General features: G+C 43.0%; 17 protein-coding genes and 1 pseudogene. 2 read left to right on the top strand and 16 right to left on the bottom strand.

Annotated features, from left to right (window positions below; genetic code table 11):
- Window positions 1–244: 244 nt before the first annotated feature.
- Window positions 245–505: pseudogene (locus tag ACEW80_RS03555) on the top strand (zinc ribbon domain-containing protein); the annotation flags it as partial.
- A 47-nt stretch (window positions 506–552) separates the two neighbouring features.
- On the opposite strand, the gene aroF reads toward ACEW80_RS03555, so the two are convergent.
- From aroF to scyA, 16 genes are all read right to left on the bottom strand, one after another.
- Window positions 553–1,653, bottom strand: a complete 1,101-nt coding sequence (aroF, locus tag ACEW80_RS03550; RefSeq protein WP_373525268.1) for a 3-deoxy-7-phosphoheptulonate synthase — start codon at window positions 1,651–1,653, stop codon at window positions 553–555.
- 300 nt (window positions 1,654–1,953) lie between these two features.
- Window positions 1,954–3,063 carry an anthranilate phosphoribosyltransferase gene (gene trpD, locus ACEW80_RS03545; RefSeq protein ID WP_373525269.1) on the bottom strand — a complete coding sequence of 370 codons (1,110 nt, stop codon included), beginning with the start codon at window positions 3,061–3,063 and terminating at the stop codon, window positions 1,954–1,956.
- A 93-nt stretch (window positions 3,064–3,156) separates the two neighbouring features.
- Entirely contained in the window at window positions 3,157–4,386 is a 1,230-nt protein-coding gene (trpB, locus tag ACEW80_RS03540; protein ID WP_373525267.1) for a tryptophan synthase subunit beta, read from the bottom strand.
- 291 nt (window positions 4,387–4,677) lie between these two features.
- Window positions 4,678–5,505, bottom strand: a complete 828-nt coding sequence (gene trpA / locus ACEW80_RS03535) for a tryptophan synthase subunit alpha (RefSeq protein WP_373525266.1) — start codon at window positions 5,503–5,505, stop codon at window positions 4,678–4,680.
- Window positions 5,506–5,553: 48 nt separating this feature from the next.
- Window positions 5,554–5,808, bottom strand: a complete 255-nt coding sequence (locus ACEW80_RS03530; protein ID WP_373525265.1) for a hypothetical protein — start codon at window positions 5,806–5,808, stop codon at window positions 5,554–5,556.
- 187 nt (window positions 5,809–5,995) lie between these two features.
- A complete protein-coding gene (gene trpC / locus ACEW80_RS03525) occupies window positions 5,996–6,826 on the bottom strand; it encodes an indole-3-glycerol phosphate synthase TrpC (RefSeq protein ID WP_373525264.1) in 831 nt (276 codons plus the stop codon).
- A gap of 148 nt (window positions 6,827–6,974) precedes the next feature.
- Window positions 6,975–9,185 carry an anthranilate synthase gene (locus ACEW80_RS03520; protein ID WP_373525263.1) on the bottom strand — a complete coding sequence of 737 codons (2,211 nt, stop codon included), beginning with the start codon at window positions 9,183–9,185 and terminating at the stop codon, window positions 6,975–6,977.
- Between the two features lie 545 nt (window positions 9,186–9,730).
- Window positions 9,731–10,939, bottom strand: coding sequence for a 3-dehydroquinate synthase (locus ACEW80_RS03515; protein WP_373525262.1), 1,209 nt, complete (start codon window positions 10,937–10,939; stop codon window positions 9,731–9,733).
- A gap of 26 nt (window positions 10,940–10,965) precedes the next feature.
- Window positions 10,966–12,060 carry a bifunctional chorismate mutase/prephenate dehydrogenase gene (gene tyrA / locus ACEW80_RS03510; RefSeq protein ID WP_373525261.1) on the bottom strand — a complete coding sequence of 365 codons (1,095 nt, stop codon included), beginning with the start codon at window positions 12,058–12,060 and terminating at the stop codon, window positions 10,966–10,968.
- An 18-nt stretch (window positions 12,061–12,078) separates the two neighbouring features.
- Entirely contained in the window at window positions 12,079–13,368 is a 1,290-nt protein-coding gene (locus tag ACEW80_RS03505; protein ID WP_373525260.1) for a glycosyltransferase family 4 protein, read from the bottom strand.
- Window positions 13,369–13,899: 531 nt separating this feature from the next.
- Window positions 13,900–15,081, bottom strand: a complete 1,182-nt coding sequence (gene scyF, locus ACEW80_RS03500) for a scytonemin biosynthesis PEP-CTERM protein ScyF (protein ID WP_373525259.1) — start codon at window positions 15,079–15,081, stop codon at window positions 13,900–13,902.
- A 153-nt stretch (window positions 15,082–15,234) separates the two neighbouring features.
- Complete coding sequence (locus ACEW80_RS03495) at window positions 15,235–16,599, bottom strand: ScyD/ScyE family protein (protein ID WP_373525258.1); 1,365 nt, start codon at window positions 16,597–16,599, stop codon at window positions 15,235–15,237.
- Between the two features lie 57 nt (window positions 16,600–16,656).
- Window positions 16,657–17,955, bottom strand: coding sequence for a ScyD/ScyE family protein (locus tag ACEW80_RS03490; protein ID WP_373525257.1), 1,299 nt, complete (start codon window positions 17,953–17,955; stop codon window positions 16,657–16,659).
- Window positions 17,956–18,118: 163 nt separating this feature from the next.
- On the bottom strand, window positions 18,119–19,087 hold the full coding sequence (gene scyC / locus ACEW80_RS03485; protein ID WP_373525256.1) for a scytonemin biosynthesis cyclase/decarboxylase ScyC: 969 nt from the start codon (window positions 19,085–19,087) through the stop codon (window positions 18,119–18,121).
- A gap of 25 nt (window positions 19,088–19,112) precedes the next feature.
- Window positions 19,113–20,174, bottom strand: a complete 1,062-nt coding sequence (gene scyB / locus ACEW80_RS03480; RefSeq protein WP_373525255.1) for a tryptophan dehydrogenase ScyB — start codon at window positions 20,172–20,174, stop codon at window positions 19,113–19,115.
- A gap of 289 nt (window positions 20,175–20,463) precedes the next feature.
- A complete protein-coding gene (scyA, locus tag ACEW80_RS03475; protein WP_373525254.1) occupies window positions 20,464–22,350 on the bottom strand; it encodes a scytonemin biosynthesis protein ScyA in 1,887 nt (628 codons plus the stop codon).
- Between the two features lie 1,835 nt (window positions 22,351–24,185).
- Here scyA and ACEW80_RS03470 point away from each other — a divergent pair.
- A partial coding sequence (locus ACEW80_RS03470; RefSeq protein WP_373525253.1) for a PAS domain S-box protein occupies window positions 24,186–24,745 on the top strand: 560 nt, incomplete at its 3' end.

The following is a 24,745-nucleotide window of genomic DNA, read 5'->3' as shown; positions in this document are numbered from 1 at the left end:
AATAAGTTAATTTCTATACTTTAGGGTTCACTTTAAAGTACGGTTGCATTCTACCGCAATCGTCAACTTTTCATGTGCATTTACCTAAATTAACGGTTACGAAGCATTCAGAATTTTATAACCCGCAACTTGGGTTATTAGTGTTGTGAGCGCAAAACAGCAATTAACAAGACTCTGAAATTTTTTTGAATTTCAGAGTCTTGCATCTTTCTCCCAAGGGAGACTGGTGGGATGAATTGCAATAATTACTATCCTGGAATGGATAGCGAAAAAGAAAGGGAAACTTGTGGTCTACATCGACCAGTGGTATCCCTCTAGTAAAACTTGCTCTTGCTGTGGACACGTCTTAGAAAAATTGGATTTGTCAGTCAGAGAGTGGCGTTGCCCATCGTGCCAAGTCGTGAATGGACGCGATCAGAATGCTAGTTTAAATATTAAAAGAGTCGGGAGTTCGACTCTAGGCGTAGGAGATGTCAGACAGTCTCAGACTGCAATCTCTGTCTGATGCCTGAATCCCCCGTTTTCAAAACGGGGGAGTGGCTCAAGCTCTATCTATTTTGAGAGTTCTGGCGTGAAGAGAATGTGGCTTTCACCAATGCGATCAAATGCAGGTGTAGACCAGCGATCGACTACTTTACCTAGAATTGACATTTCTTGAACTAAGCGGTCAAATTTATCAGGGGTGAGAGATTGAGGCCCATCGGATAAAGCTTTGGCGGGATTGGGGTGAACTTCAATCATTAAGGCATCTGTACCAGCTGCGATCGCAGCCATTGCCATCGATGGAACGTATTCAGACCTACCCGTACCATGACTAGGATCAATCATAATCGGTAAATGGGTTAGCGATCGCAATACCGGAAGCACTGATAAATCTAAAGTATTCCGGGCATATTTACCATCAAAGGTTCTGATTCCCCGTTCACAAAGAATCACATTTGGGTTTCCAGATGCCAAAATATATTCTGCTGCCATCAACCACTCGTCAATTGTCGCAGACATCCCCCGCTTGAGTAGCACTGGTTTATCTTGAGCGCCTACCTTTTTCAACAGCGAGAAGTTGTGCATATTCCTAGCTCCGATTTGGATTATGTCAGCGGTTCTCGCCACTGCTGATAAATCCGCAGCATCCATCAATTCTGTGACGATGCCCAAACCAGTAGCTTCCCGCGCTGCTGCTAATAAATCTAAAGCGCTTTCACCATAACCTTGAAAGGCATAAGGTGAAGTGCGGGGTTTGTAGGCTCCGCCACGGAGAAACTTTGCTCCGGCTGCCTTCACCCGCTTTGCTGTTTCGACAATCATCGCTTCATTTTCAACGGAACAAGGGCCGGCTACAACTACGATTGGGTGATGTTCGCCGAAATAGACATCACCGTTGGGTGTAGGTACAACAACTTCGCTGGCTTCTCCATGTCGGAATTCTCGGCTTACCCGCTTGAAAGGTTGTTGCACTCGTAATACTTGCTCAATCCAAGGGCTGAATTCTTGAACCTGTAATTTATCGATGCTAGTGGTATCACCAATTAGCCCTAAGACAACTTTATGAGTGCCAACGCTTTTTTCTACCGTGACTCCCCAAGTTTCACTCAGTTCTTGGCTGATGCGAGTAATTTCCTCAACAGGTGTACCGCTTTTAAGTATGATAATCATCTGTTTTTCCTTGTATATGGTTGTTCTTGATAGTTCCTGGGTGTAATACAATGCGTTCGTAGGGGCACAGCAATGCTCATTGGTGTCAACTTAACGCGAAACCTCACGTCCGCCAGGGATTGTAAATCCCTGTCTCATAGCTAAAGTCCTCTGAAGAGGACTAAAGAGCGCGAAAATTTTCAGTCTACTGAAGTAGACTTGAGCAATTAGTCAGGGAATTATATTCCCTGGCGGGTGAACAACACCTAATCAGTACGCTATTTTTGGCTTAAATTGACACGCATGAGCAATGCTGCACCTCTACCTTGGTGATTCATGCAAAAATTCCGCAAGTTGTTCTAGTTTTGTCCAAGCCGCGCCGCTTTGCAGAATTTCCTTCGCAAGGGTAATACCTTTAACACAACCGGCTAAAACATCCGTTTCCCCATGAATGGCTTCACCAACTTGGAGCGCTAGGGCTGTATTTAAAGCGACTACATCCTGTTGCGCTTGAGTGCCTTTACCTTGGAGAACTGCCTTCAAAATTTCAGCATTTTCTTCGACATCTCCACCGCGTAACGCCGCAGTGGGGGCAAAACTCAAACCAAGTTCTTGAGGATTCAGCGTTAAAGAACGGACTTTTTTATCTTGGAGTACAGCTAAGTCAGTGACATCTGCTAAACCAGCTTCATCTAAACGTTCCCGTCCGTGAAGTGCGATCGCTTGTTGACATCCCAGTTGTGATAAAGCTTGAACAATTTCCTCTAGTAAAAGCGGATCGTTCACACCAATAATTTGCCCTGTCGGCCGCATGGGATTTACTAGCGGGCCGAGCAAGTTAAAAACAGTCCGCACCTTCAAAGTTTTTCGTAAAGTTGCGATCGCTTTGAGTGCAGGATGCCAACCTGGAGCAAACAAAAAGGTGATTCCAACTTCACCTACTGCGGCTTGTACTTTTTCAGGAGTGGCGTTGAGATTTATACCCAAAGCTTCCAGCACATCAGCTGAACCAGTCTTGCTAGATGCCGAACGATTGCCATGTTTGGCAACTTTTACCCCGGCGGCGGCGGCAACAAAAGCGACAGCAGTCGAAATATTAAAGGTTGAAGCGCCATCTCCACCAGTTCCACAGGTGTCAATTAGGGGAGTGGGGAATGGGGATTGGGGAGTGGGGTAAGAAGATTGGGATTGTAAGACACTGGCCATGCCTACTAATTCTTGTGCTGATACGCCTTTGGCTTGGATTGCGGCTAAAATTGCTCCTGATAAAACATGAGGGATAGAATCTGTGAGCCAACCTTGCATTAAATCTGTAGCTTGGGAAACCGTCAACGATTGCCGATTTAACAACTGTTGCAATAAAGCTGGCCAGTTGTAGAATTCAGAAGAGATGTAGGTGTTTTCAGGTGGAATTTGAGTTAGAGCTATCATATTGGTCATTAGTCATTAGTCATTGGTCATTGGTCATTAGTCATTAGTCATTGGTCATTTACGAAGGACAAATGACAAAGGACAAATGACAAATTAGGGAATCAGGACTTTGGCAACGGTTTGCACATCCTTGTCACCTCTACCAGAGCAATTGATGACGATGCGGGGACTACCTTCTAATTCAGGACAAAGGGTTTCGAGATATGCGATCGCATGAGCAGTTTCCAAAGCTGGGATAATTCCTTCTAGTTGCGAAAGTTTTTGGAATGCATCTAACGCCTGTTTGTCGGTGACGCTGTAATATTCGGCGCGGCCAAGATCCTTTAAATAACTATGTTCTGGCCCTACACCGGGATAATCTAATCCGGCACTAATGGAATGAGCTTCGATGACTTGACCATCATCATCTTGCAGTAAATAGCTCATTGCACCATGCAATACACCTATTTTTCCTTTTGTCAAGGTAGCAGCGTGTTTTTCTGTATCTACACCTTCACCGGCTGCTTCCACTCCAATTAGACGCACTGAGGTTTCATGGACAAATTCATTGAATAAGCCGATCGCATTGGAACCTCCACCCACGCAAGCCAGTAGAATATCTGGTAATCCTCCCCATTTCTCCTGGGATTGAGCGCGAGTTTCTACACCAATTACCGCGTGGAAGTCACGGACAATCATCGGGTAAGGATGAGGCCCTGCAACGGAACCGAGGATGTAATGGGTTGTTTCCACATTTGTCACCCAATCCCGAATTGCTTCAGAAGTTGCATCCTTGAGAGTTCCCGTACCCGCTTCTACTGGACGAACTTCTGCACCCATTAATTTCATGCGGAAGACATTCAGCGATTGGCGTTCCATATCGTGGATGCCCATGTAAATGACACATTTCAAACCAAACCTAGCACATACGGTTGCAGTTGCTACACCGTGTTGTCCTGCACCTGTCTCGGCAATAATCCGTTGCTTACCCATGCGTTTAGCTAGTAACACCTGAGCTAAAGCATTATTAATTTTGTGAGCGCCTGTATGATTTAAATCCTCACGCTTCAAATAAATTTGCGGCCCAGTGCCATCTGGTCTAGCGTAGTTTGTTGTCAGGCGTTCAGCAAAATATAATGGGCTGGGTCGTCCGACATAATCGCGCAGTAGGTTTTGCAGTTCTGCTTGGAAACTCGGCTCGTTGCGGTATTGATGAAATGCTGCTTCTAATTCACTTAATGCAGGCATTAAGGTTTCTGGGACGTATTTACCGCCAAATCTTCCAAATCTGCCTAAAGAATCTGGTTGAACGGTTGCAGTTTTGATGTCTTGTATGCTTACCACTGGTTAAAATCCTTTTACGTTGAAATATATTTTTGAGAACTGAATATAGCGGTTCTCGGTTGAGTGAGGTAAGGGAACCCCACCCTAGGGTTTACCCCCCTTAATCCCCCCTTGCAAAGGGGGGAAAAAGAAATCCAGTTCTCTTCCCCTTGCAAAGGGGGGAAAAAGAAATCTAGTTCCCTCCCCTTTGCAAGGGGAGGGTTAGGGTGGGGTAAAACCTTGGGTTTTTCAGCTATTTCAGACTTGTGTTTACACCGTAGGTTCTTCGAGAGGGGACTATGATGTACCTTTTTACTTTGCGGAACCAACTTGTTGCAGGGATACTGGGGTAATTGCTGCTTTGAGTTCCCGACAAAGCTTTTCTACAGCTTGCAATCCTTCTGTTGGGCTACCTTCGGCTAAACGTTTGACAAAAGCACTACCAACAATCACTGCATCTGCTCCCCATTCCATGACTTGATGCGCTTGTTCTGGTGCTGAGATGCCAAAACCAACGCCGATGGGTTTATCGGTGACGTTTCGCAAGTCGGTAATTAAGTCTTGTACGCGGTCTTGGATTTGAGCGCGAATACCTGTAACTCCGGTGACGCTTACTAAGTAGATAAAACCTTGAGATTGACGAGCGATCGCTAAAATCCTATCTTTAGAACTAGTAGGAGCTACGAGTAGAATTACCTCAATTCCAAAAGATGCAGCAGTCTGGATTAATTCTTCTGACTCTTCTAAGGGTAAGTCTGGTACTACTAAGCCTTTCACGCCAGCAGTGGCAATTTCTCCCAAAAATGATTTGATACCCCGGTACAAAATGGGATTGTAGTAAGTAAATAGAATTATCGGCGCTTTCAGGCTAGGACTCAATGTGTGCAACATCTCTAGCACTTGCTCTAATTTAGTGCCTTTTTGTAAAGCGCGGGTTGCTGCTGCTTGAATCACAGGGCCATCTGCGAGAGGATCGGAGTAGGGAACGCCCAACTCGATGAAGTCAGCACCGTTGCGATCTAAAATACGTAAAGCTTCGGCTGTAGTTTCTAGGTCAGGATCGCCGGCTGTGATAAAGGGGATTAAAGCACACTGTTGGCGATCGCGTAAAGTTTGAAAGTGAGCGGAGATAGAAGTCATTCTGAAAAATAGTTAATGATTAATTAATCGTTCTGGAATAATCAACAATTAGCAATTAGCGATGTCCACGCTAGATTTTTTATTGTTGAGCCTTTTAGCTTCGTCGTTGAACCTTTTAGCTCCGTCGTTGAGCCTTTTAGCTTCGTCGTTGAGCCTTTTAACTCCGTCAACGAACCTTTTAACTCCGTCGTTGAGCCTTTTAGCTCCGTCGTTGAACCTTTTAGCTCCGTCGTTGAACCTTTTAACTCCGTCGTTGAGCCTTTTAACTCCGTCGTTGAGCCTTTTAGCTTCGTCATCGAGCAATAAGGGTTCGGTTATCCTTAAAGATCCCCCTTAGTCCACGCCAGTCGCTCATGGGGCAAACCCCCTTGGCACTAGCCTCTCCCTTTGGGAGAAGACCGCGCTGGCTCCCCTTAAAAAGGGGGAAATAGAGCTATTCTTAGCCCCCCCTTTTTAAGGGGGGTTGGGGGGATCATTTTTTAAGCTTCCTTCAGGACTCAGCCTTTAAAAGACTACGCACAGCTTGTTCTACATCGCTTTGTTTAACTAAAGACTCTCCGATCAAAACTGCACGGGCACCAGCCTCAGCGACAAGAGATAAATCAGCAGGTGTATACAATCCAGACTCACTAACGACGGTGATATCTAAGCTTTGCAAATCTGGCTGTCGCCGTGCTAAAAGTTGCTGTGTTGTTCCTAAATCAAGGGTAAAATCTTCTAAATTGCGGTTGTTGATTCCTACTAAACGTAAGTCGTCAAGCTTTAGGACTCGATCTAGTTCAGCCAAGGTATGAACTTCTACCAGTGCATTCATGCCCAAATCATGAATCACTTGCAAAAAATCTTGGAGTTCTTGGTCTGATAAAATGGCAGCAATCAACAAGACTGCATCTGCACCGGCTGTCCGTGCTAAATATATTTGATAGGGGTCAATGATAAACTCTTTGCACAGTAGGGGTAATGCAACTTGCTTACGCACACGACCCAGGTTATCAAAACTACCTTGAAAAAACTTTTGGTCAGTCAGCACTGATAGACAAGCTGCACCACCTCGTTCATAAGCTTGAGCGATCGCTACTGGGTCAAAATCTGCTCTGATAATCCCACGGCTAGGTGATGCTTTTTTTACCTCAGCAATTAAACTGGGTTGGCTAGGATTTTCCTGCAAAGCCGTCAGGAAATTTCGCACAGTCGGGGCTGCATTTAACTGTTGTTGCAAAGAAGCTAAAGCCAATTCTTGCTGCATTTGGGCAACTTCTTGCTTTTTATGCGACACAATGTCTTCAAGAATATGGCGGGAAGGCGCAACTGGGTTAGTCATAATTTGTTAGGGGGAGTGGGGAAGGTGGGGTTCCCTCTGGAGATAAAGGGTAATGGGGAGTTAGGAGTTAAGAGTTGGGAGTTAGGAGTTGTGTATTGGGAAGAATTTAGTTCCAATGCCCAATTCCCAATGCCCAATGCCCCATACCTTATACCCCACGCCCAATAACTAATGATTCTACAGTTTTGGTATATGCACGCACTACATTTTTAATGATTTCCAGACCGACTTCTCCTGCTAAAGTCATAATTGATTCTGGATGAAACTGAACTGCGGCGATGGGAAGTGTCTGATGCTCAATACCCATAATTACATTGTCATCAGAAATCGCTGTCACCTGAAGTTCTTTTGGTAAACATTCTGGTAGGGCAAACAATGAATGATATCTACCTACTGCGAAGGATGCAGGTAAGTTTTTGAAGGTTACGGAATTGGAATCTGTAACGGAGATGCGTGAAGATTTACCATGTTGGGGATAGTCAAGAACTCCCAATTCTCCACCAAAAGCTTCAACGATGCTTTGTAGTCCCAAACAAACTCCAAAAATGGGAATTTGGCGACGAACAAGGGCATCAACTGTCTTTGGCACCCGAAAATCACTTGGTCTACCAGGTCCAGGTGATAAAACAACTAAGTCAGGTCGTTCTGTGTCGAATAGTGATTCTGAGAAACCATGACGGAGTGTAGTAACACTTGCACCCGTTTGGCGAATGTAATTAGCCAGTGTATGCACAAACGAGTCTTCATAGTCTATTAGTAAAATGCGTTTGCCAGGTTTCACACTTGGGGGGTATTTACTTAATTTTATCGGACTGGACTGATGAATTTTTTGACTCGTTTGCTTAACACGACGAATTGTTTCAAATAAAGCGGCGGCTTTAGTAATTGTTTCTTGTTCTTCTGCTTGGGGTACAGAGTCATAAAGGACAGTTGCACCAACTCGCACTTCAGCGATGCAGTCTTTTAATCGGATTGTCCGCAGAATTAATCCAGTATTTAAATTCCCATTGAAATTTAAATAGCCAACTGCTCCACCATACCAACGTCGAGCGCTCTTTTCGTGCTGTTCAAGAAAATTTATTGCAGCTTTTTTGGGTGCGCCGGTAACTGTAACTGCCCATGTATGCGAGAGAAAGGCATCTAAAGCATCAAATTGCGATCGCAGTGTACCCTGAACATGATCCACTGTGTGAATCAAGTGGCTATATAATTCAATTTGGCGACGACCAATTACTTGTACCGAACCAGGTTCACAGATGCGGGATTTGTCATTGCGATCGACATCAGTACACATAGTCAACTCAGCTTCATCTTTGTGCGAGTTGAGTAACTGACGAATTTGCACCGCATCGTCAAGAGCATCTTGTCCCCGGCTAATAGTGCCACTAATCGGACAAGTTTCTACCCGCCTACCCTCAACTCGCACAAACATTTCTGGAGATGCACCAATTAGATATTCTCCACCTAAATTAAAAATAAATCCATAAGGACTGGGATTGATTTCCTTTAAGGTGTTAAACAGCTTACTAGGTAGGTCTTCAAAACCTTCATAAAAGTTCTGACTGGGAACCACTTCAAATAAGTCGCCTCGGCGGAAATAATCGAGTGCAGCCTCAACTTTTTTCGCATACTCGCCTGTTTTATGGTCACCAGTTTGATTCGGGAGAAGATGTTTTCCTCGATAATCTACAGACTCACCTGTTCGAGGCAGATTTTTAGTGCTGCCATGCGCTGTTTCAAAATCATATTTTAGACAAAATGCGCGTTGTTGATAGTAGTCAACAACTATCAATTCATCAGGCAGATAAAGCACTAAATCTCGTTGATCTTTAGGACGTTCCAAACGCTGGGTAATTGGTTCAAACTGGAAAACTAAGTCATAACCAAAGGCACCATATAATCCTAAATGCTCGTCTTCTTGACTAGAGAAAGTATGTAGAATTTCGCGGACAACAGTAAATGCTGAAGGTTGCTTACTACGCTCTTCTTCGGTAAATGTTTTTTTGGTAGATTTAACAAATCCGACAATGTCGTTATTATTTTGGGTAACTTTCTCAAGTTGTTTGGAGTTGGATAAGCACTCAAGAAGTAAAGGTAAAAGTATTTGACCACGTTCATTCAACGCTATCAAAGTGAAAGCATTCTCCTGTGTAGTCAATTCCAGTGGTGGATTGATAAATCCGATCGCCCATCTCTTATATCTCCCTGGATATTCGTAGCTGCTCCTTAACAAGCCTCCACGCTGAGAATTTAGATAGAAAAGAACCTCTTCAAGGGCAGTGTCCATCTTCACTTCTGTAATGGAGCGAGAAACGCTTACACCACCAAGGGTTTTGTAAGAACGGGAATCAAAAATCATGGGTAACTTCTCTGGAATAGTGATTAGTCAATTATTAGTCGATGGTCATTAATCATTATTGGTAACTATAGGACTCATATTTGATTTCTGAACAAGATTTCAGATGAAACCCTGGTAAAACGAGCTTTTCAGTCTCAGTATAGTTTCAAAAATCAAACCGGAGTCCTATATCTTCAAATTAAAACCAAATCCAGATAATATAATGTCAACTTAATTCAACCTATCCAAACTTGCGTTTTTTTTTAAAGATGTAATCAAAAACTTTTTGCTTCTTTCACAATACTAGATATCAAGCAGATAATACATTGAATAATTTTTCGATTAGATGTCAATTTATTCGCTTTTCATCCTGCTTTTCTAGTACATTTCCTAACAATGCCATTTAAAATTCCTCACCTCCCTCCAAAGTAGTAAATAATCTCACAAATTCCCCTCAAACCTCCGCGTCTCTCCGCGCTTCCCTCAGCACTCCTACCCTGCGGGAAGGCGTACCCCTCCGGGGAAGCAAGCTACGCGTAGCGTCTCGTAGAGAAGCGCCTATGTGTTTAAAATCCACCCTTCAATTCCCGTAACAGCGATATTGCTTCCCTATATAAAAACAAATCCACCTGATGAACCTCAACTCCTTTACCAATCCGCTGCAACAACATTAAAGTCAATTCCCCTCCCAAATGTTCGCGGAACTCAGTCAAACCTCGAAATAGACAACGAGGATGTTCAAACTGTGATAACTTCTCAGCTAATTCTGGTACATACAACGTGAAACCCAGCGCCAAGAAAGTATTTAGTATCTGTTGCCACTCGGAATAATCTAGCAGTCCCAAAAGATAAGAATAAGTGCTATCTAAAGCAATACCGATCGCAACTGCTTCGCCGTGACGCAAGCGATAATTTGTCAAATGCTCCAATTTATGAGCCGCCCAATGTCCAAAATCCAGAGGACGAGACGAACCCATTTCAAAAGGATCACCACTGTTGGCAATATGTTCTAAGTGCAACTGGGCGCAACGATAGATAACTTGTTGCATAGTATCCATGTCTCGCCGCCCAAGTGCTGCGGTGTGAGATTCGATAAAATCAAAAAAGTTAGCATCTTTAATCAGCGCCACTTTAATTGCTTCCGCGATTCCAGAACGCCAATCGCGATCGTCTAGGGTTGTCAAGAATGCAGAGTCATTAACAACAGCATAAGGTGGCGCAAATGTACCAAGAAAGTTCTTTTTACCAAAGGCGTTGATGCCATTTTTGACTCCAACCCCAGAATCATTTTGTGCTAACACCGTCGTCGGAATCCGAATCAAGCGAATTCCCCGGTGAGCCGTTGCAGCAGCATATCCTACCAAATCCAACACAGCCCCGCCCCCGATCGCTAACAAGTAGGAATGGCGACATAATCCGGCTGCTTCAGTCATTTCATGGATTTGGTTTAATAAGGTGCGATCGTTTTTGGCAGCTTCTCCTCCTAAAATTATCATTGGTTCAGCTGCGATCGCTAGTATCTCTGCATAAAATTTGGTATACGCGACTAATTGCTTAACCAATTCAGGTTGATGCTGCAATATTCCGGCGTCTATTACTGCTACGACTTTTTTCGGCTTTGTCTCGCCATCCGCTGTAATTACTTGGGCTAAAGTGGGATTTTTCAACTCAAATAAATTTTGGGTAAAGTGAACCTCGTAGTTGAAAGTAACCGAAACCCGTTGATGAATTGATTGCAGATTGAATTTACTTTTTTGTCTGATGTCAACTATCATATTTTTGCATTTTTATTTTTCAAGCGTTAATACTTGTGTGCTTTTTTTGGTTTAAAATCTTTTTGGAGAGCCTTTTTAAAAGTTTTATTTAAAGGCTCTCCAAAAGTGTTTACTTCCTCATCAAAAAAGCTTTCAGTGTTTTCAAATTCTTTAATTAATCCGTCTCGATCTTTACTCGCCACCAGTCTTGCCAAACGGCTGTAGGTATTCGCTAAATAACTAATTGCCTCACATCTTTCTTCTGTAGCAAGCATGATATCCACACATAAGCGAGGGTTTTGAGAAAACAAACGCTTAACAATGTCAATTTCTTGACGGTAGTTAGGAGTTGACATTGTTAAACTCTGCTCTATATTTATTCTTGCATCTGCCAAGAAAACGCCAAGACTGAATCTACAAAAGTGCTGCGTTGCTTGCACAATCACCATCATCTGGTCATGTTCTTCAGGTGTGCAAGTAATTAACTCTCCACCTTGACTTTTGATAAAGTCTAATAACCAGTGAAATGAATCATCATTTCGACCTGGACACACCACTACTTTTTGTCCTAAAAACGATTTTATATTTGGCCCAAACATCGGGTGTAAGCCGATAACTGCGCCTGAATGGTGTTCAAGCATTGCTTGAGTTGGCCGTGTTTTAATGCTCGTTATATCACACAAAGCTGTATTTGGGGACAGGTATTTAGCTGCACGCTTGATCACATCAACTGTATGCTCAATGGGAACGCTTACTAATACTAACTCTGCCTGACCTAATAGTTGATCTGCGTACTCCCAATCCTGGTGTTCGAGAACGCTAACATTGTGACCCACTAGCGAAAGCTGCTCTTTAAATAATCTTCCCATTCTGCCATGTCCACCGATGATCGTAATTTGTCGGGGACTAACATGATTTGTTGCATGAGTAGGAATTAGAGTAGCATGACAACTTTTCAGCACACCTAGCCAAACAGATTCAGGAATACCAGCTTGAGCAAGTAGGGGAGCCACATCAGCGAGTTGTTCATCTAAAGAAGGAGATTCTGATGCTGCTAATAATGATAAGCGATCGCTCAGTAACGCGATCAAGCTTTCGTCGGTTTTTTTAAGCTGATCTGAATAAGAGGATTTTAAAGGCATTTTTCCCGTCCCCAATTTTCAAATATCAACAAGTGATTCTTTAGAACTCATTTCGGGCAAGATATCCAAAGTTGTTGAGCCTTTGGCAATCACATCAAAAAATAATTCTTCATACTGAACTATCGCTTGCTCAAAGGAATAGTTTTCCACCGCAAACTTTCTGCCTTTGCGTCCTAATTTTGCTGCTAATTCCGGCTGATTATATAAATCCAATACCGCACTGGCCAAAGCATCTGCTGACTCTGGCTCAACAATAATACCGCCGCCACTTTGTCGGATGGCTTTGGCAGCAGTACCAGTGGCGGGAACTGAACCGACAATTGGGCGACCACTGGCTAACAACAGTGGTATTTTAGAAGGCATATTGAAGGAAATCACATTGCGCTTTTGGACAATCAACCCGACATCTGCGGCTGCCAACATTTGCGGTAGTTGTTCTCGTGGTTGCAATGGTAAAAGCAAAACGTTATCTGCACCACAAACAAGACAATGTTTTTGCAACCTTTCGAGAGCTTGAGATTCACCTGCGATCGCAAAGGTAATATCATTAATATGACGCAAGCGAGCTGCTGCTTCGATTACTGTCTCCAAACCTTGGGTAAGAGCAATATTACCTGAATAAAGCACTACAAATTTACCATCCAGTTGATGTGTAGCTCTCCAAGAGTTATTCTCCTTCGATAAGGGGCGAATAAAATTTGTATTTACCCAGTTTGGAATGCAAGCAATTTTATTCGCAGGTACACCTTTATTTATTAAATTATCCACAAAGCCATCGGCAATCACGCTGATTCTATGTGCAGTCCAGTAGTTAAATTTTTCTAGGGCTTCCAGAACTGAAATCATCAACTTATTTTTAATCAGCCCAACACGCACAGCCGCTTCCGGGAGAATATCTTGCACATTTAGCACGACTGGGCAATTATATAGCCAACCTATTAAAGTTGCAGGTAAGCAAACCAGTAACGGCGGAACTGTTGAGAGAATTAAATCAGGTTTGTGTCCCTTGAGAGCTTGCGGTAAACTCGTAAAAACAAAGCTCAACTCTAGCAGTAGTCGGTCTACAAGGTTAGGTTTGGACTTAATCCGCAGGTAACTACGTTGAATGGTGACACCATTTTGATGTTCAGTAACGTATAACTTACCTCGATAGCGATCGTAAATCTGCCGCTGAGGATAGTTCGGCATACCTGTGATTACCCGCACTTGATGCCCTCGCTTCACCAGCCCTTCTGCTAGTTCAGTCATCAAAGGTGCAATCCCAATTGGCTCTGGATAATAGTTGTATGAATAAATCAGAATTCGCATGAACTTTTAATCTCCTAAAAGCACCTTGATAATGTTGGCTTTGTCGTGTTGCACGGTTTTTAGTTTTTCTCTTGTTCGTAAAGTGGGCATCGCTAACTCATTGCTGTCAAAGTAAGTCTGGATTAAACTGCAATTTATATTCATTAACTAGCTCTAAACTCGGAACTTCGACCTTTGAACTCGGAACTTTGACCTCTGAACTCGGAACTTCGACCTCTGAACTCGGAACTTTGACCTCTGAACTCGGAACTTCGACCTTTGAACTTGGAACTTTGACCTTTGAACTCGGAACTTCGACCTCTGAAGTCGGAACTTCAGCCTCCGAACTCAATACGCTTGGGTTTAGCGTTCAGAGATCCCCCCAACCCCCCTTTTTAAGGGGGGCTAATATCTCTTTACCCCTTTTTTAAGGGGGTCGCCGGAGGCGGGGGGATCTTAATCCAAGGGTATTGACTCAGAACTCGGAACTTTCAGAATTCTAAAAAAACAAGTAAAGCCCACCTTACTGCTACTCAAGCAGCAGATTTTGAGTTATTTCCCTAAACCGAAGACTAGCTTCTGTTGGCCACGTTTTCTCAATGTGACGGTAGCAGCTCCAAGTCCGAGCAATGCTAAACCTAATACTGAACTAGATTCAGGCACTGGCTTTCTGTCTGTTACATTTATCACTTGGACGCGACCTTGGAAGAAATCGCCCACGTAAAGCTTGCCATCTTTGTAGCTTGTGCCACCTGTCCAGTTAAATCTGCCTGGAGCGAGGTCGAGGGGGTTGCCAAAAGGAGGACCAGTTAATGCTGGAGGCGGTACAGGATTACCTGATGCATCGCGGGCATTTTCACCGAAGGAAGTCAAGAAGTTACCGTTTTTATCGAATACCTGAACGCGGCTATTGATAGAATCGGCTACATAAACATTCTCGTATTCGTCCACTTCGATGCCAATTGGCTGAAGAAGCTGTCCAGGTTCGCTACCTGCTGAACCAAATGCCAACAGAGGGTTACCATTTGGATCGAGTACTTGAACGCGGTTGTTATACTGGTCAGCTACAAAGATATTTCCACTAACTGGGGAAATTCTTGCACCAGCTAAACCTTGGAATTGGCCAGGTGCAGTGCCCACAGTGCCACCAATGACACCAATTTGCTCTCCGTCTGATGTGAATTTAAGGAGCCTTTCGCCGTTAAAATCACCAACGTACACGTTGCCAGCTTTGTCAAATGTCACACCAGATGGTCCAAAGAAAATCCTACCTGGTATGAGACCGGTAAATTGTCCATTTGCAAAGGATCTAATAAAGTTACCCTGAGAATCGAATTGATTCACGCGGTTGTTGTAAACATCACCTGCATACAGATCCCCTGTTACTGGATTAAAGTCTACAGTTGTTGGCTCGTCAAACTGTCCCGGTCCTGTGCCGCCGGAGCCAATTGCTCCAATATACTGACCGCTAGGATTAAATATTTCAATTTTGTTACCGAGGCTGTAGTTAGGAGTACCATCCGCCGGGTTAATACCGCGTCCGTTAGCGATGAGGGTATTCCCTTGGCTATCCACCGCTATCCCTTGAGGAACAAAGAGTTCTCCAGGGCCAAAGCCAGGACTGCCGATACTTCTTTCGTAAGTTAGTGTTACAGCGTTGGCTTGGACAGTTGTAGCCAACACCATAAAGCCAGCACCGAGAATGCCAACGGATAAATTTTTGACCAATTTCATGACTTTTAAGTCCTGGTTGTATGAGGTATACTCTTGCTGAGAATAATTTTGTTCCCAGTCCCAGTTTGGGAACTCGGAATTTTAGGCTGCTACCTCCTCTTTGAAATGCAACTTTCTGTGTGAGGCAGCAGCCTATTCTTTAAGCAGAGCGAATTAAACTATCTCTGCTTTGGCTAGCAAGTGTTTGCGCTTCTTGCTTGCAGCAGTTGCGCCTACACCAGCAAGTGCTAATAAGCCGACTATTGAAGCAGGTTCGGGGACTCTTTCTGTAACGATACCATCCACCCGAACAACCGACCCTAGTGCTGGACCTACACCGCGTTTGGTGATATAAATCTGCCCGTCAGAACCAATATCGATTCCAGCAGCCGACTCCAGCCCTTCACCAGCAGCGACAAGTGTTGTGCGAGTTAAATCGGGAGCAACTTTAATCAGGGAACCAGGGAGGTAGCGTATGTCACCCCCTAACTGGGATGTGTCGCTGAACTGTAACACTAGCAAATTGCCTGCTTCATCAAAAGTTAGGTCAGTAATGTGCGTAAACCCATCTAGAAAAACTTCTGGGTTCCCATCTTCGCCGATGCGGAAGATCCGCGATTCACCATCTGGATAAGGAAAACCTGTATATTCACCAACGTACAAAGCTCCGTCGGGACCAATTGCGCCACCTGTCGATACCGATTGAAGTGCAACTTGTCCTCCCGGAAGTATGTCTATTAAGCCTGGAGGAAGTTCTTGTCCTGGTGGTAAAGGTGGCAATATTGAAGCACTAAGAACTTTCTTAGGGATTGCAGTTACGCGAGATTCAGTTCCATCAAGTTTGATTTTGTAAGCGGCGTTTCCACCACCGTCAACGACATAAGCATTATCACCATCAATTGTCAAATCAAAAGGATTGGTAACTACATCCCCACCGTCTGGGTTATTAGTGATTTCATATTTGGCGAAGTCAAAAATACTGTCCAGTTCTCCGGTGTTCAAGTCAACTTTAAAAAGTTGGGCTAAGAGCGGGGTATTCAGTACTTTATCGGGTGTGGATGGTGGAAAAGTAACAAGTTGCTGCGGTGGAACGGGGAAATCAGCACCAAGGGTAAGTGTTTCTAAATCACGGTTTCCTGGATAACCAGCAAACCCAGTCAGAAGATAAGCATTTCCTAGAGAATCGAATTGGATGTCTTGAATACCAGCGCCTTGGTTGCCGGTGGGTTGTTCTGCTAGAGATTGAAAGTTGTTAAGTATACGTTGTTTGATGCCGTCTGGTGTCACTTTGACGAGTGAACCACTATTACCAGCACAGATCGGCTGAAACAGTGTACTCGGAGATGGTTGGCAATTTCCGTTTCCGCCGATACCTGGCTCTGCTACGTAGAGAGTCCCGTCAGGGCCAAAGCTAACGCCCCGTGCATTACTGACTCCATCGACAATTGTCGTTAGGGTTGCAGCTTGTGCAGATGATGTTCCACAAATAGCAGCAAAACAAAATGTAACAGATGTCAGAGCAAGTGATTTGAGTTTCATACTTTTGGAGATTGAGAATTAAATAAGTTGTTTGGGGAAACTTTTATCAAGAAGAATTCAGAGGTCAGAATTCAGAAGAAATTTTGTAGGACTGTGAGCCTGTAGGCTTTTGCGGCTTCTCTTGTTGTGCAACCAACCAACGCCTAAAATACCGATCGCTAATACACCCAAAGCAGAATCAGGTTCAGGGACAGATTTGATATTTTCAATTCTGAGAACTTGTCCAAATCCAGGGCGATCGCCTCGGTTTGTGACGTATACTGCACCATCAGAACCAATAGTCAGGGCGCTAGGCGACTCTAATCCATTACCACTCAGAAGAGTTGTGCGTGTGCCATCCGTAGCTATTTTGATTACAGAACCATCAAAATTACCCTTCCAGGCTGATTGATTGGCGTACTGCAAAGCATATAAATTGCCTTCAGTATCAAATTCCAAGTCTGTGAGTTGGGTAAAACCATCTGCATAAACTGTTGGCTTGCCATCAGCACCAACTCGATAGATTTTTGCCCCACCTTCGGGGAAAGGAAAACCAGTAAATTGGCTGACATAATAAGCGCCATCAAGCCCTTTGGCTACACTTGAGGGTACTGGTTGAGTTGCAAACTCGGATAGTGTCGGTTCATTTTGAGTTGGCACCTGTGCAGGTTCATTGGATGGGGTGTCGGAAGGTGGAAAGATGGGATTAGTCAATATATCTTGGGGAAACGCAACCATCACCTGCAAATTACTACCATCAGTATTCACACTTAGCAAGTCGTTTGCACCTGCATCAACTGCAACCAACTTATTGCCATCTATGACAAAACCCAAGGGATTACTACCGACATCACCATCATCAGGATTGTTGGCGAGTTCATAGTTAGCTAAATCGGCAACACTTGTCCAGGAATTGGTATTAAAATCGGCAGCAATAATTTTACCGAGGTCAGTGTTACCTAGATTGCGATCGCGAAAGGCTGGATTAGCGCCATACCCAATCAAAACGTAAGGCTTACCTGTAGCATCAAATTTGAGATCACGAGGACCAGCGGCTCCAGTCCCATCAGGTAATGCTAAGGAAGGAAGTCCTGTAAGTATGCGATCAGTCTTACCATTTGCAATTTTGGTAACTACACCACTTGTGCCATAGCATAAGGAATCGCCTTGACCACTTGGTGGTGGAACACAATCGCCACTTCCCCCTATTCCCGCCTCTGTAACATAGAGATTACCATCAGGGCCAAAGCTCAGACCACCGGCATTATATAGACCGTCGGCGATTACCGAAAATGATGCAGCTGACGCAGCTTTCATCCCCGAAAAAGCGGCAACACAAAAAGTAAGGAAAGTAATAGTAAGTTGTTTCAGTTTCATGTGTTGCAATGTTGCTTGTTAGTAGAGCTTGGGGAATTGAGGGTTGAATTTTAAACGCATAGGCGCTTCTCTACGAGACGCTACGCGTAGCTTGCTTCCCCGGAGGGGTACGCCTTCCCGCAGGGTAGGAACGCTGAGGGAAGCGCAGAGGAACGCTAAGGTTTTAATTAGTAATTAGTGATTCTTGAGTTTTTGGTAGATAGCTCATTCCCCGATCAAATGATTTTAGGTTGCCAGCTTGGGCTTCGAGTAAACGTTTGATGTTCATGCTCTCAGCCCCAAAGTCTTCAATCTGAAGTTTGCCGTGGGTTACAGTTCCATCTGTTTTCCAGAAGGTGATTCGATGCAGAATAAAACCAGAAGCCTCTGGATCAGCAAAAGCGTAGGCAGTTGGAATAAGTAGTGCCACAGAACGCTGATAATATTCGTATTCTGGATAAAACTGCTCCTGTTCAAGCAAGTAGTATTTACTCAGACTATGCAGCCGTACAGAAACTTTTACCTTTTGGTCATATTCATCTTTGAATTCACCTGATTCCAGACCAATCTCGCCATTTGGGCGGAGTAAATGCGCCCACTCATCTATATTTTTTAAGTCTTTTAAGTATTCAATGCCAATTTCAATTGGAGCATCAACATAGATGGTGTCAGTATCGATAAAATGTCTTCCTTTCGCTGCTGCGGTCAGACCAGCCTTGCGTTCTAAATTACCTTTGAGAGAACGACATTCGGAAGTGTGTACTGTATGAATCCCCTGCATAATCATCTGAGTCTGTCGTTTTGGATCGACAAAGCTCAACCAGTGAAAATACACACCTTTTTCATCTGTACCCGGCTCGATGTAGTCTGTAGGAAACAGCAAAACAGGGTAAACCTGAAAATATTTTTGGTACTCTAATCCGCAGTGCCATTCAATGCCATAGAAAAGCGGATTTTCTAGTTTCTTAACGTGATAGTAAAGATTTTTGTGATAACCAGATGCAGTTCCGAGCCAAGTATCCTCGTCAACTTGCTCTTGCATCCGGCTATAAAGCGTCCATTCGTCCAAGTTTTTTAAACTACAAAGGTACTCAAAGGCGCTCTCTGGTGAAGTAGCAATGTAAGCTGATGTTGCAAAAGTATTTTTTTCCACTTTTCACTCCTTAAGATAATAACAATTAAGCTGCGATCGCCTTAATTTTGCTGCGCTTACCGTTCTTAATGCGGTCTTCTGCTAATCGTTTTGCAGCATCGTTAGTAGTAAGTCCCTGCTGTTTAGCAATATCAAATATTGCTAGTAATGTGTCATAAATGTTATGCACTTGCTTGAAAGCTTTTTCTTCGTCATAACCAATCATTTCGTTGTAAACGTTGATTAGTCCTCCGGCATTGATTACATAATCAGGGCTGTAAAGAATCCCTTTTTTGGCAAGCATTTGACTATGTAGTAGCTCATTGTCCAATTGATTGTTAGCTGCACCAGCAATAATTGGAGCTTGTAGAAAAGGAATTGTATGACTATTAAGAATTCCTCCCAAAGCGCAAGGAGAAAATATATCTACATCAAGAGCGTAAATTTCTGTTGGTTCTACAACAGTTGCGCCAAAAAGCCGTTTTACCTCTTCTGCTTTGGCTGGATCTACATCGGTAACAAAAAGCTTGACATCATGCTCATGTAAATGCCGACAGAGATTTTTACCTACATTTCCTAAGCCTTGAACTGCAACTTTCATGCCATCAAGTCTTTTGCTTTGCCAACGAGACTCTACAGCGGCTTTAATTCCTAGAAAAACTCCTAATGATGTTATGGGAGCAGGCCCACCAGACTTTTCTGATACCCCAACAACGTGTTTAGTTTCTTGACTGATTGTGCGGACATCGTCAGGGGTAATATTGACATCTTGTCCGGTAATAAAACGTCCATTGAGACTATCAACAAAACGTCCGTAAGCTCTCAATAGATCATCTGTTTTATGATCAGGATTAGCGATAATGACTGCTTTTCCGCCACCAGCCGGAATGTTGGCACAGGCAGCTTTATATGTCATCCCCCGACTTAGACGAAGTGCATCTTTTAAAGCAGCTTCTTCGTTGACATAAGGAAACAATCTTGTAGCTCCCATTGCTGGGCCTAAGCTCGTATCATGGATGGCAATAATTGCCTTAATTTCGGGATTTTTACCATGACAGAAGAGAACTTGCTCGTGACCCATTTCTCTAACAGTTTCAAATAGCAGCATCTTGACCTCAAAGTAATAATCATTACGAAATGTAAAGAGATAGACACAAAACCAATCTCGAATATTAAGACAGGATGAAGCTAGAATAAAGTAGTGTTCAAAAATCAAAAATTTGAAGTTCCAGTTTTATTGGGTAGTTATTGGCTGGAAAATGATTTTTGTCGCTTCTAAACTCGTACTTTATCCTGAGCTTTTGGTAAGTAGACTAAGACTGCGGACATTAAAAAGCCCGGTCTGTCCACGTGTTTTAGTGTCTATAACAATTGAATGAAATTGTCAGCTTTTCAAATCAAACCATTGGAAATGAAACTTGCTTGGCTGGATTTTTAGCGGCATTTGATTTAACTCCTTGTGCAGCCAAACTCTTATTACGTGCACCAGAGGGCGCAGGGCAATCGGGGTCAATCACCACATCAATCAGAAAGGGAACAGTTGATGCGATCGCTTGTTCTAATGCAGCTTCAATATCCGACTCTCTGACGACTACGATCGCTTCTGCTCCCATACCACGAGCAATCATCGCAAAGTTCGTCGGGGGAAGTGTTGCGTCTGCGCCCTTTAATCCCAATATTTTCATGCCTTGATGGCACATATTGTAACGAGCGTCATTTAGTACAATCCAAATCGCCGGAATTTTGTATTTCACGGCTGTACTGATTTCGTTATTCATCAGCATTGCTCCATCACCAACAATACCTACAGCTTTGCCATTGTTCGCCACTGCTGCACCCAAGACTCCGGTGACGGCGTGACCCATTGCTCCGACTCCGGTGCTGACTCGGTAACGATTAGTTTGAGCAAATTGCAGGAAATGTGTTGACCAAGTAAAGGAGTTACCACACTCTGCCATAACTACGGCATCACTACCCTCAACAATGATCTTTTGAATTGCTGCCATCAATACTTCTGGCCGCACTGGATAATCTACGTCTGGAGCAGGTTCAATTTCTTTGTGTTCTGGACGTGGTAGGGACAAAGTTGTGGAATCAGGAGCATCTGGTAACTGCTGCAACAACTCTTCCACAAAAGCTTTGATGTCAGACCGAACTCCAAAAGTTTCAACGTGTGGATAGGCCACCCCAGGTACTTCCGGGTCAATATCTACATGGACAAAGCCGCCTTTTGGAACCAGCGCCGAACTCCAGAAGGAAGTCGGTTCGCCCAGGCGGGTTCCTAATACGAGTGTACGTAGTGGAGGTTGTTGTTCCATATAAGTTAAGACGGAAGCATGACCGCCTAAACCTGTAACACCCACAAACTGGGGATGATCTTCAGGGAAAATACCCTTACCACGGGGTGAACAGATAACAGCTGCTCCAGTTTTTTCAGCGAGTTGGCGGATTTCGTCTGCTGCGTCACGGGCACCGAAACCGACCCAGATGGCAAAGGGGCCAGCTGATAATAATTCTACAGATTTAGCGATCGCTTCTTTGGAAGCAGTCATCGGAAAAGGAGAAACATCAAGTTGAGGTAAAGCTATATCCTCAACTAAACTTGTCTGTACACTGGTGGGAATACTCAAATGGGCAACAAATCCGCCTGGTTGCGCCATAGCCAGAGCCAGTTTCCGAAAAATCTGCGGGAGTTGAGCAGCAGATTCAATAGTTATTGCATAGTTGAATAGCGCTCCTGAGGTAAAAATTCCCCCGCTAGGCAATGTGTAAGTACTGGTTTCTTGAATTGCCCAGCGTCCACGCTGCGGTGCTGAGGTGCAAGCCGACAACAAAATTACCTTTGCGCCTTCCCCACGAGCCGCAAATAATCCGGTGAGGGCGTTGGTGATTCCTGGGCCTGCTGTGGTAAAAACTACAGTGGGGCGATTATTCGCAAAGTATGCCTCGGTCGCTGCAAATGCGGCTCCGGCTTCATGGCGGAAGTTCAACACTTCTATACTGCTATTAGATAGCGCCCCCCAAAGGCTTGCCATTGCACCACCTGCGACACCAAAAGCGTAGCTTACTCCCAAATTTTCCAACATTTGAGCGATCGCATCGGCAACTGAGAGCGTTGGGGCTGTTTCGTCGTTTAAAAAAGGCTGAATTCCACCATTATTTTCCGATTCATCAAGTTGACGGGAAACGTCAGACACAGATTCTACATATCTGTTTGATGGAAATTCCTTGTATGGCTCAGTGGTGACTAGAGGAGAGTTTGAACCAGTATAGTTTTGACTCATTGGTTTCACATGATTACATTAAGTTACACAAAGGCTCTTTAATTTACAATCACAGCGTTAGCAATATTTAATACAAACAACTCTGTTGTTTTTTACAGCTATGACCGAGCTTGGTCGATAGTGGAAATGGTTGATCGCTGCTGACTGATCCTTATGAGCGCAGTACAAAAAATTTTTACTAGAAGCACACGACAGTTGAGGCTGTGCTTCTTCTGATCAGAATAAAGGAGATGAACACCGTTGTGCAATTACAAATCTTTCTGATAAAGATGTCAAATTTTTCGCTTCTACTGTGATGATGACAATACTTAAGTAGGTTTATGAGGAAAAATTGAGATCATTGTAAAGATATGTAAACTACCAACAAAGCTTATTTAAAGCGCATCTCAGAATATTTACACAACTTAATATAGTTAATTTTAATAGTACCCACAGACTTATTAACCCGTCTGGGGAGGTTCTTAAATTGTGATGACTACTATGATAAAAACCTATTTACAATGAAAAATCTTTTGATGAGGATGTCAATTCTTTCGCTTTGATCGTGATTGTGACATTTCCACCTTAGTCACTCTAAAAGATTTATGCCTTGCGATGTCTACGACGGGCTGCGCCTACGCTAATCAGCCATATCACCACATTTACAATGAAAAATCTTTTGATTAGGTGTCAATTCTTTCGCTTTAGGACTTTGAAGGGGTGAGTTTTTGGTATTGTAATTCAGCAATGCCTGACTTTTGAACTCGCTGCCACAAATTACCTTAATTGAAGCATGAGTAAAACTACAACACCTTTGCAGTCTTCATATTGCCACTAAACACTCTTTGAGTCAATTATTTGTGAAGATAAAGACATAGTTTCTTAGTTTTTTATATTTTCTTTGAGAGATGACTAAGTATTCAGTACGTAATTAATTTATGAAGTCTATTTGGCAACAAATAATTTAAACACAAATGCTTAGTACATTACTATATTTCTTTATAAAAAACAACACAACACAATAATATACGTATAATTTTACGTGTTTGCTCTATGCTAATGTACTCCTTGCGACAGATGACTAAGCATACTTTTATGTGGTTCAATCCATGAGAGATTAAGTTAAGATAAATTAAAAAAATAAATTGATGAGTAAAATTTGCTCATTCAAGTTCAGCTAAACAGAGGAAATTCATTTGTGTTGATAATCAAATGATTCTACACTGGTATAACAAATTTTTGAGAACCTGTGCGTAGCTTGCTCTTTTACAGGAGTACGCTTTAATTCAAAAAGATGATGTTATGGGTTTTTCAACGATTTTGTAGCTGGCTTCGGACTAGAGATGTTGTTGGTTTACTGACGCTATTCTGTATTAATAAATAATAGCGTCAGTAAACCACCTATTCTAAATCAATGAAACTCTTGCGATCTAGGAATTAAGTATCTTGCTTCTCGCCAAAGGCGAGTATCACAAATTCCGCACATCGGTACTACTTAAGCTCTGGTATGGGACTAATTTAAATTTGAAATATCTTTTCTACTTAATAGATTAAGGGTTTTGAACTCTTATCTAATTAAGGTTTACTGACTAATCTCGATATGGTTTGTCTAAGTTTTTCATAACCATGTAAAGCTTTTTAAGTAAACAAAAATTTTAATTATTTTAATTATTTAGTAAACTTTGGTTAAATTATTCACTTTTTATTGATATGATAAGTTTTGTTAAGATTCTTAGAATTGCTCACTAATCTTACTTTTTGACAGCCTAGCAGTGAAGCAAAACATTTTATAATGTTGTGATTATTAGCACATTCAGTACTGTGGTGCTGATTGATTATCAGGAGCAGGTAGGGATATGAATTCTGGCGATTACACATTAGCTAGATCAAACACTCAATGGCCGCTACAGCCAGAAATGGAGATGAAATTTGCTCACTTCCTAATAAATCAAGCTGTAGATGCTGCTTTTTGTTTAGGGACAAACGCCCAGTTTCTTTATGTCAACGATGCGACTTGCCTGATGACTGGGTATTCCCGTGAGGAATTACTTTCCATGAGGCTGCATGACATAGATGTAGACTTTTCTTTACACAATTGGTCAGATATTAGCTCACAGGGTTCCCTGACATTTAAATCTCGCTATCGGAGAAAAGGAGGTCAGATATTTTTAGGAGAAATATCCATTAGCTATGTAAAACACCAAGATACAGAATTTGGCTGTGCTTTTGTTCGCGAAAAAAATGAGGAAATAGTAGAACTGAGCGTGCAAAAGTGGACTGATGAATTCAAGGGTGTCAAAGACTATTTGCAACAGGAAGTTTCTCAACTAAAGACAAAGGAGGTAGAACTAGAAAAATCCCTATCATTACTTCGTTCTACCCTTGAATCTACTGCCATTGGTATTGTTGCAGTTAA

Source organism: Nostoc sp. (genome assembly GCF_041747015.1).
Taxonomy (GTDB): Bacteria; Cyanobacteriota; Cyanobacteriia; order Cyanobacteriales; family Nostocaceae; genus Nostoc.
Note: the sequence above shows the minus strand (reverse complement) of the source record. Positions and strands in the feature narration are given on the sequence as shown.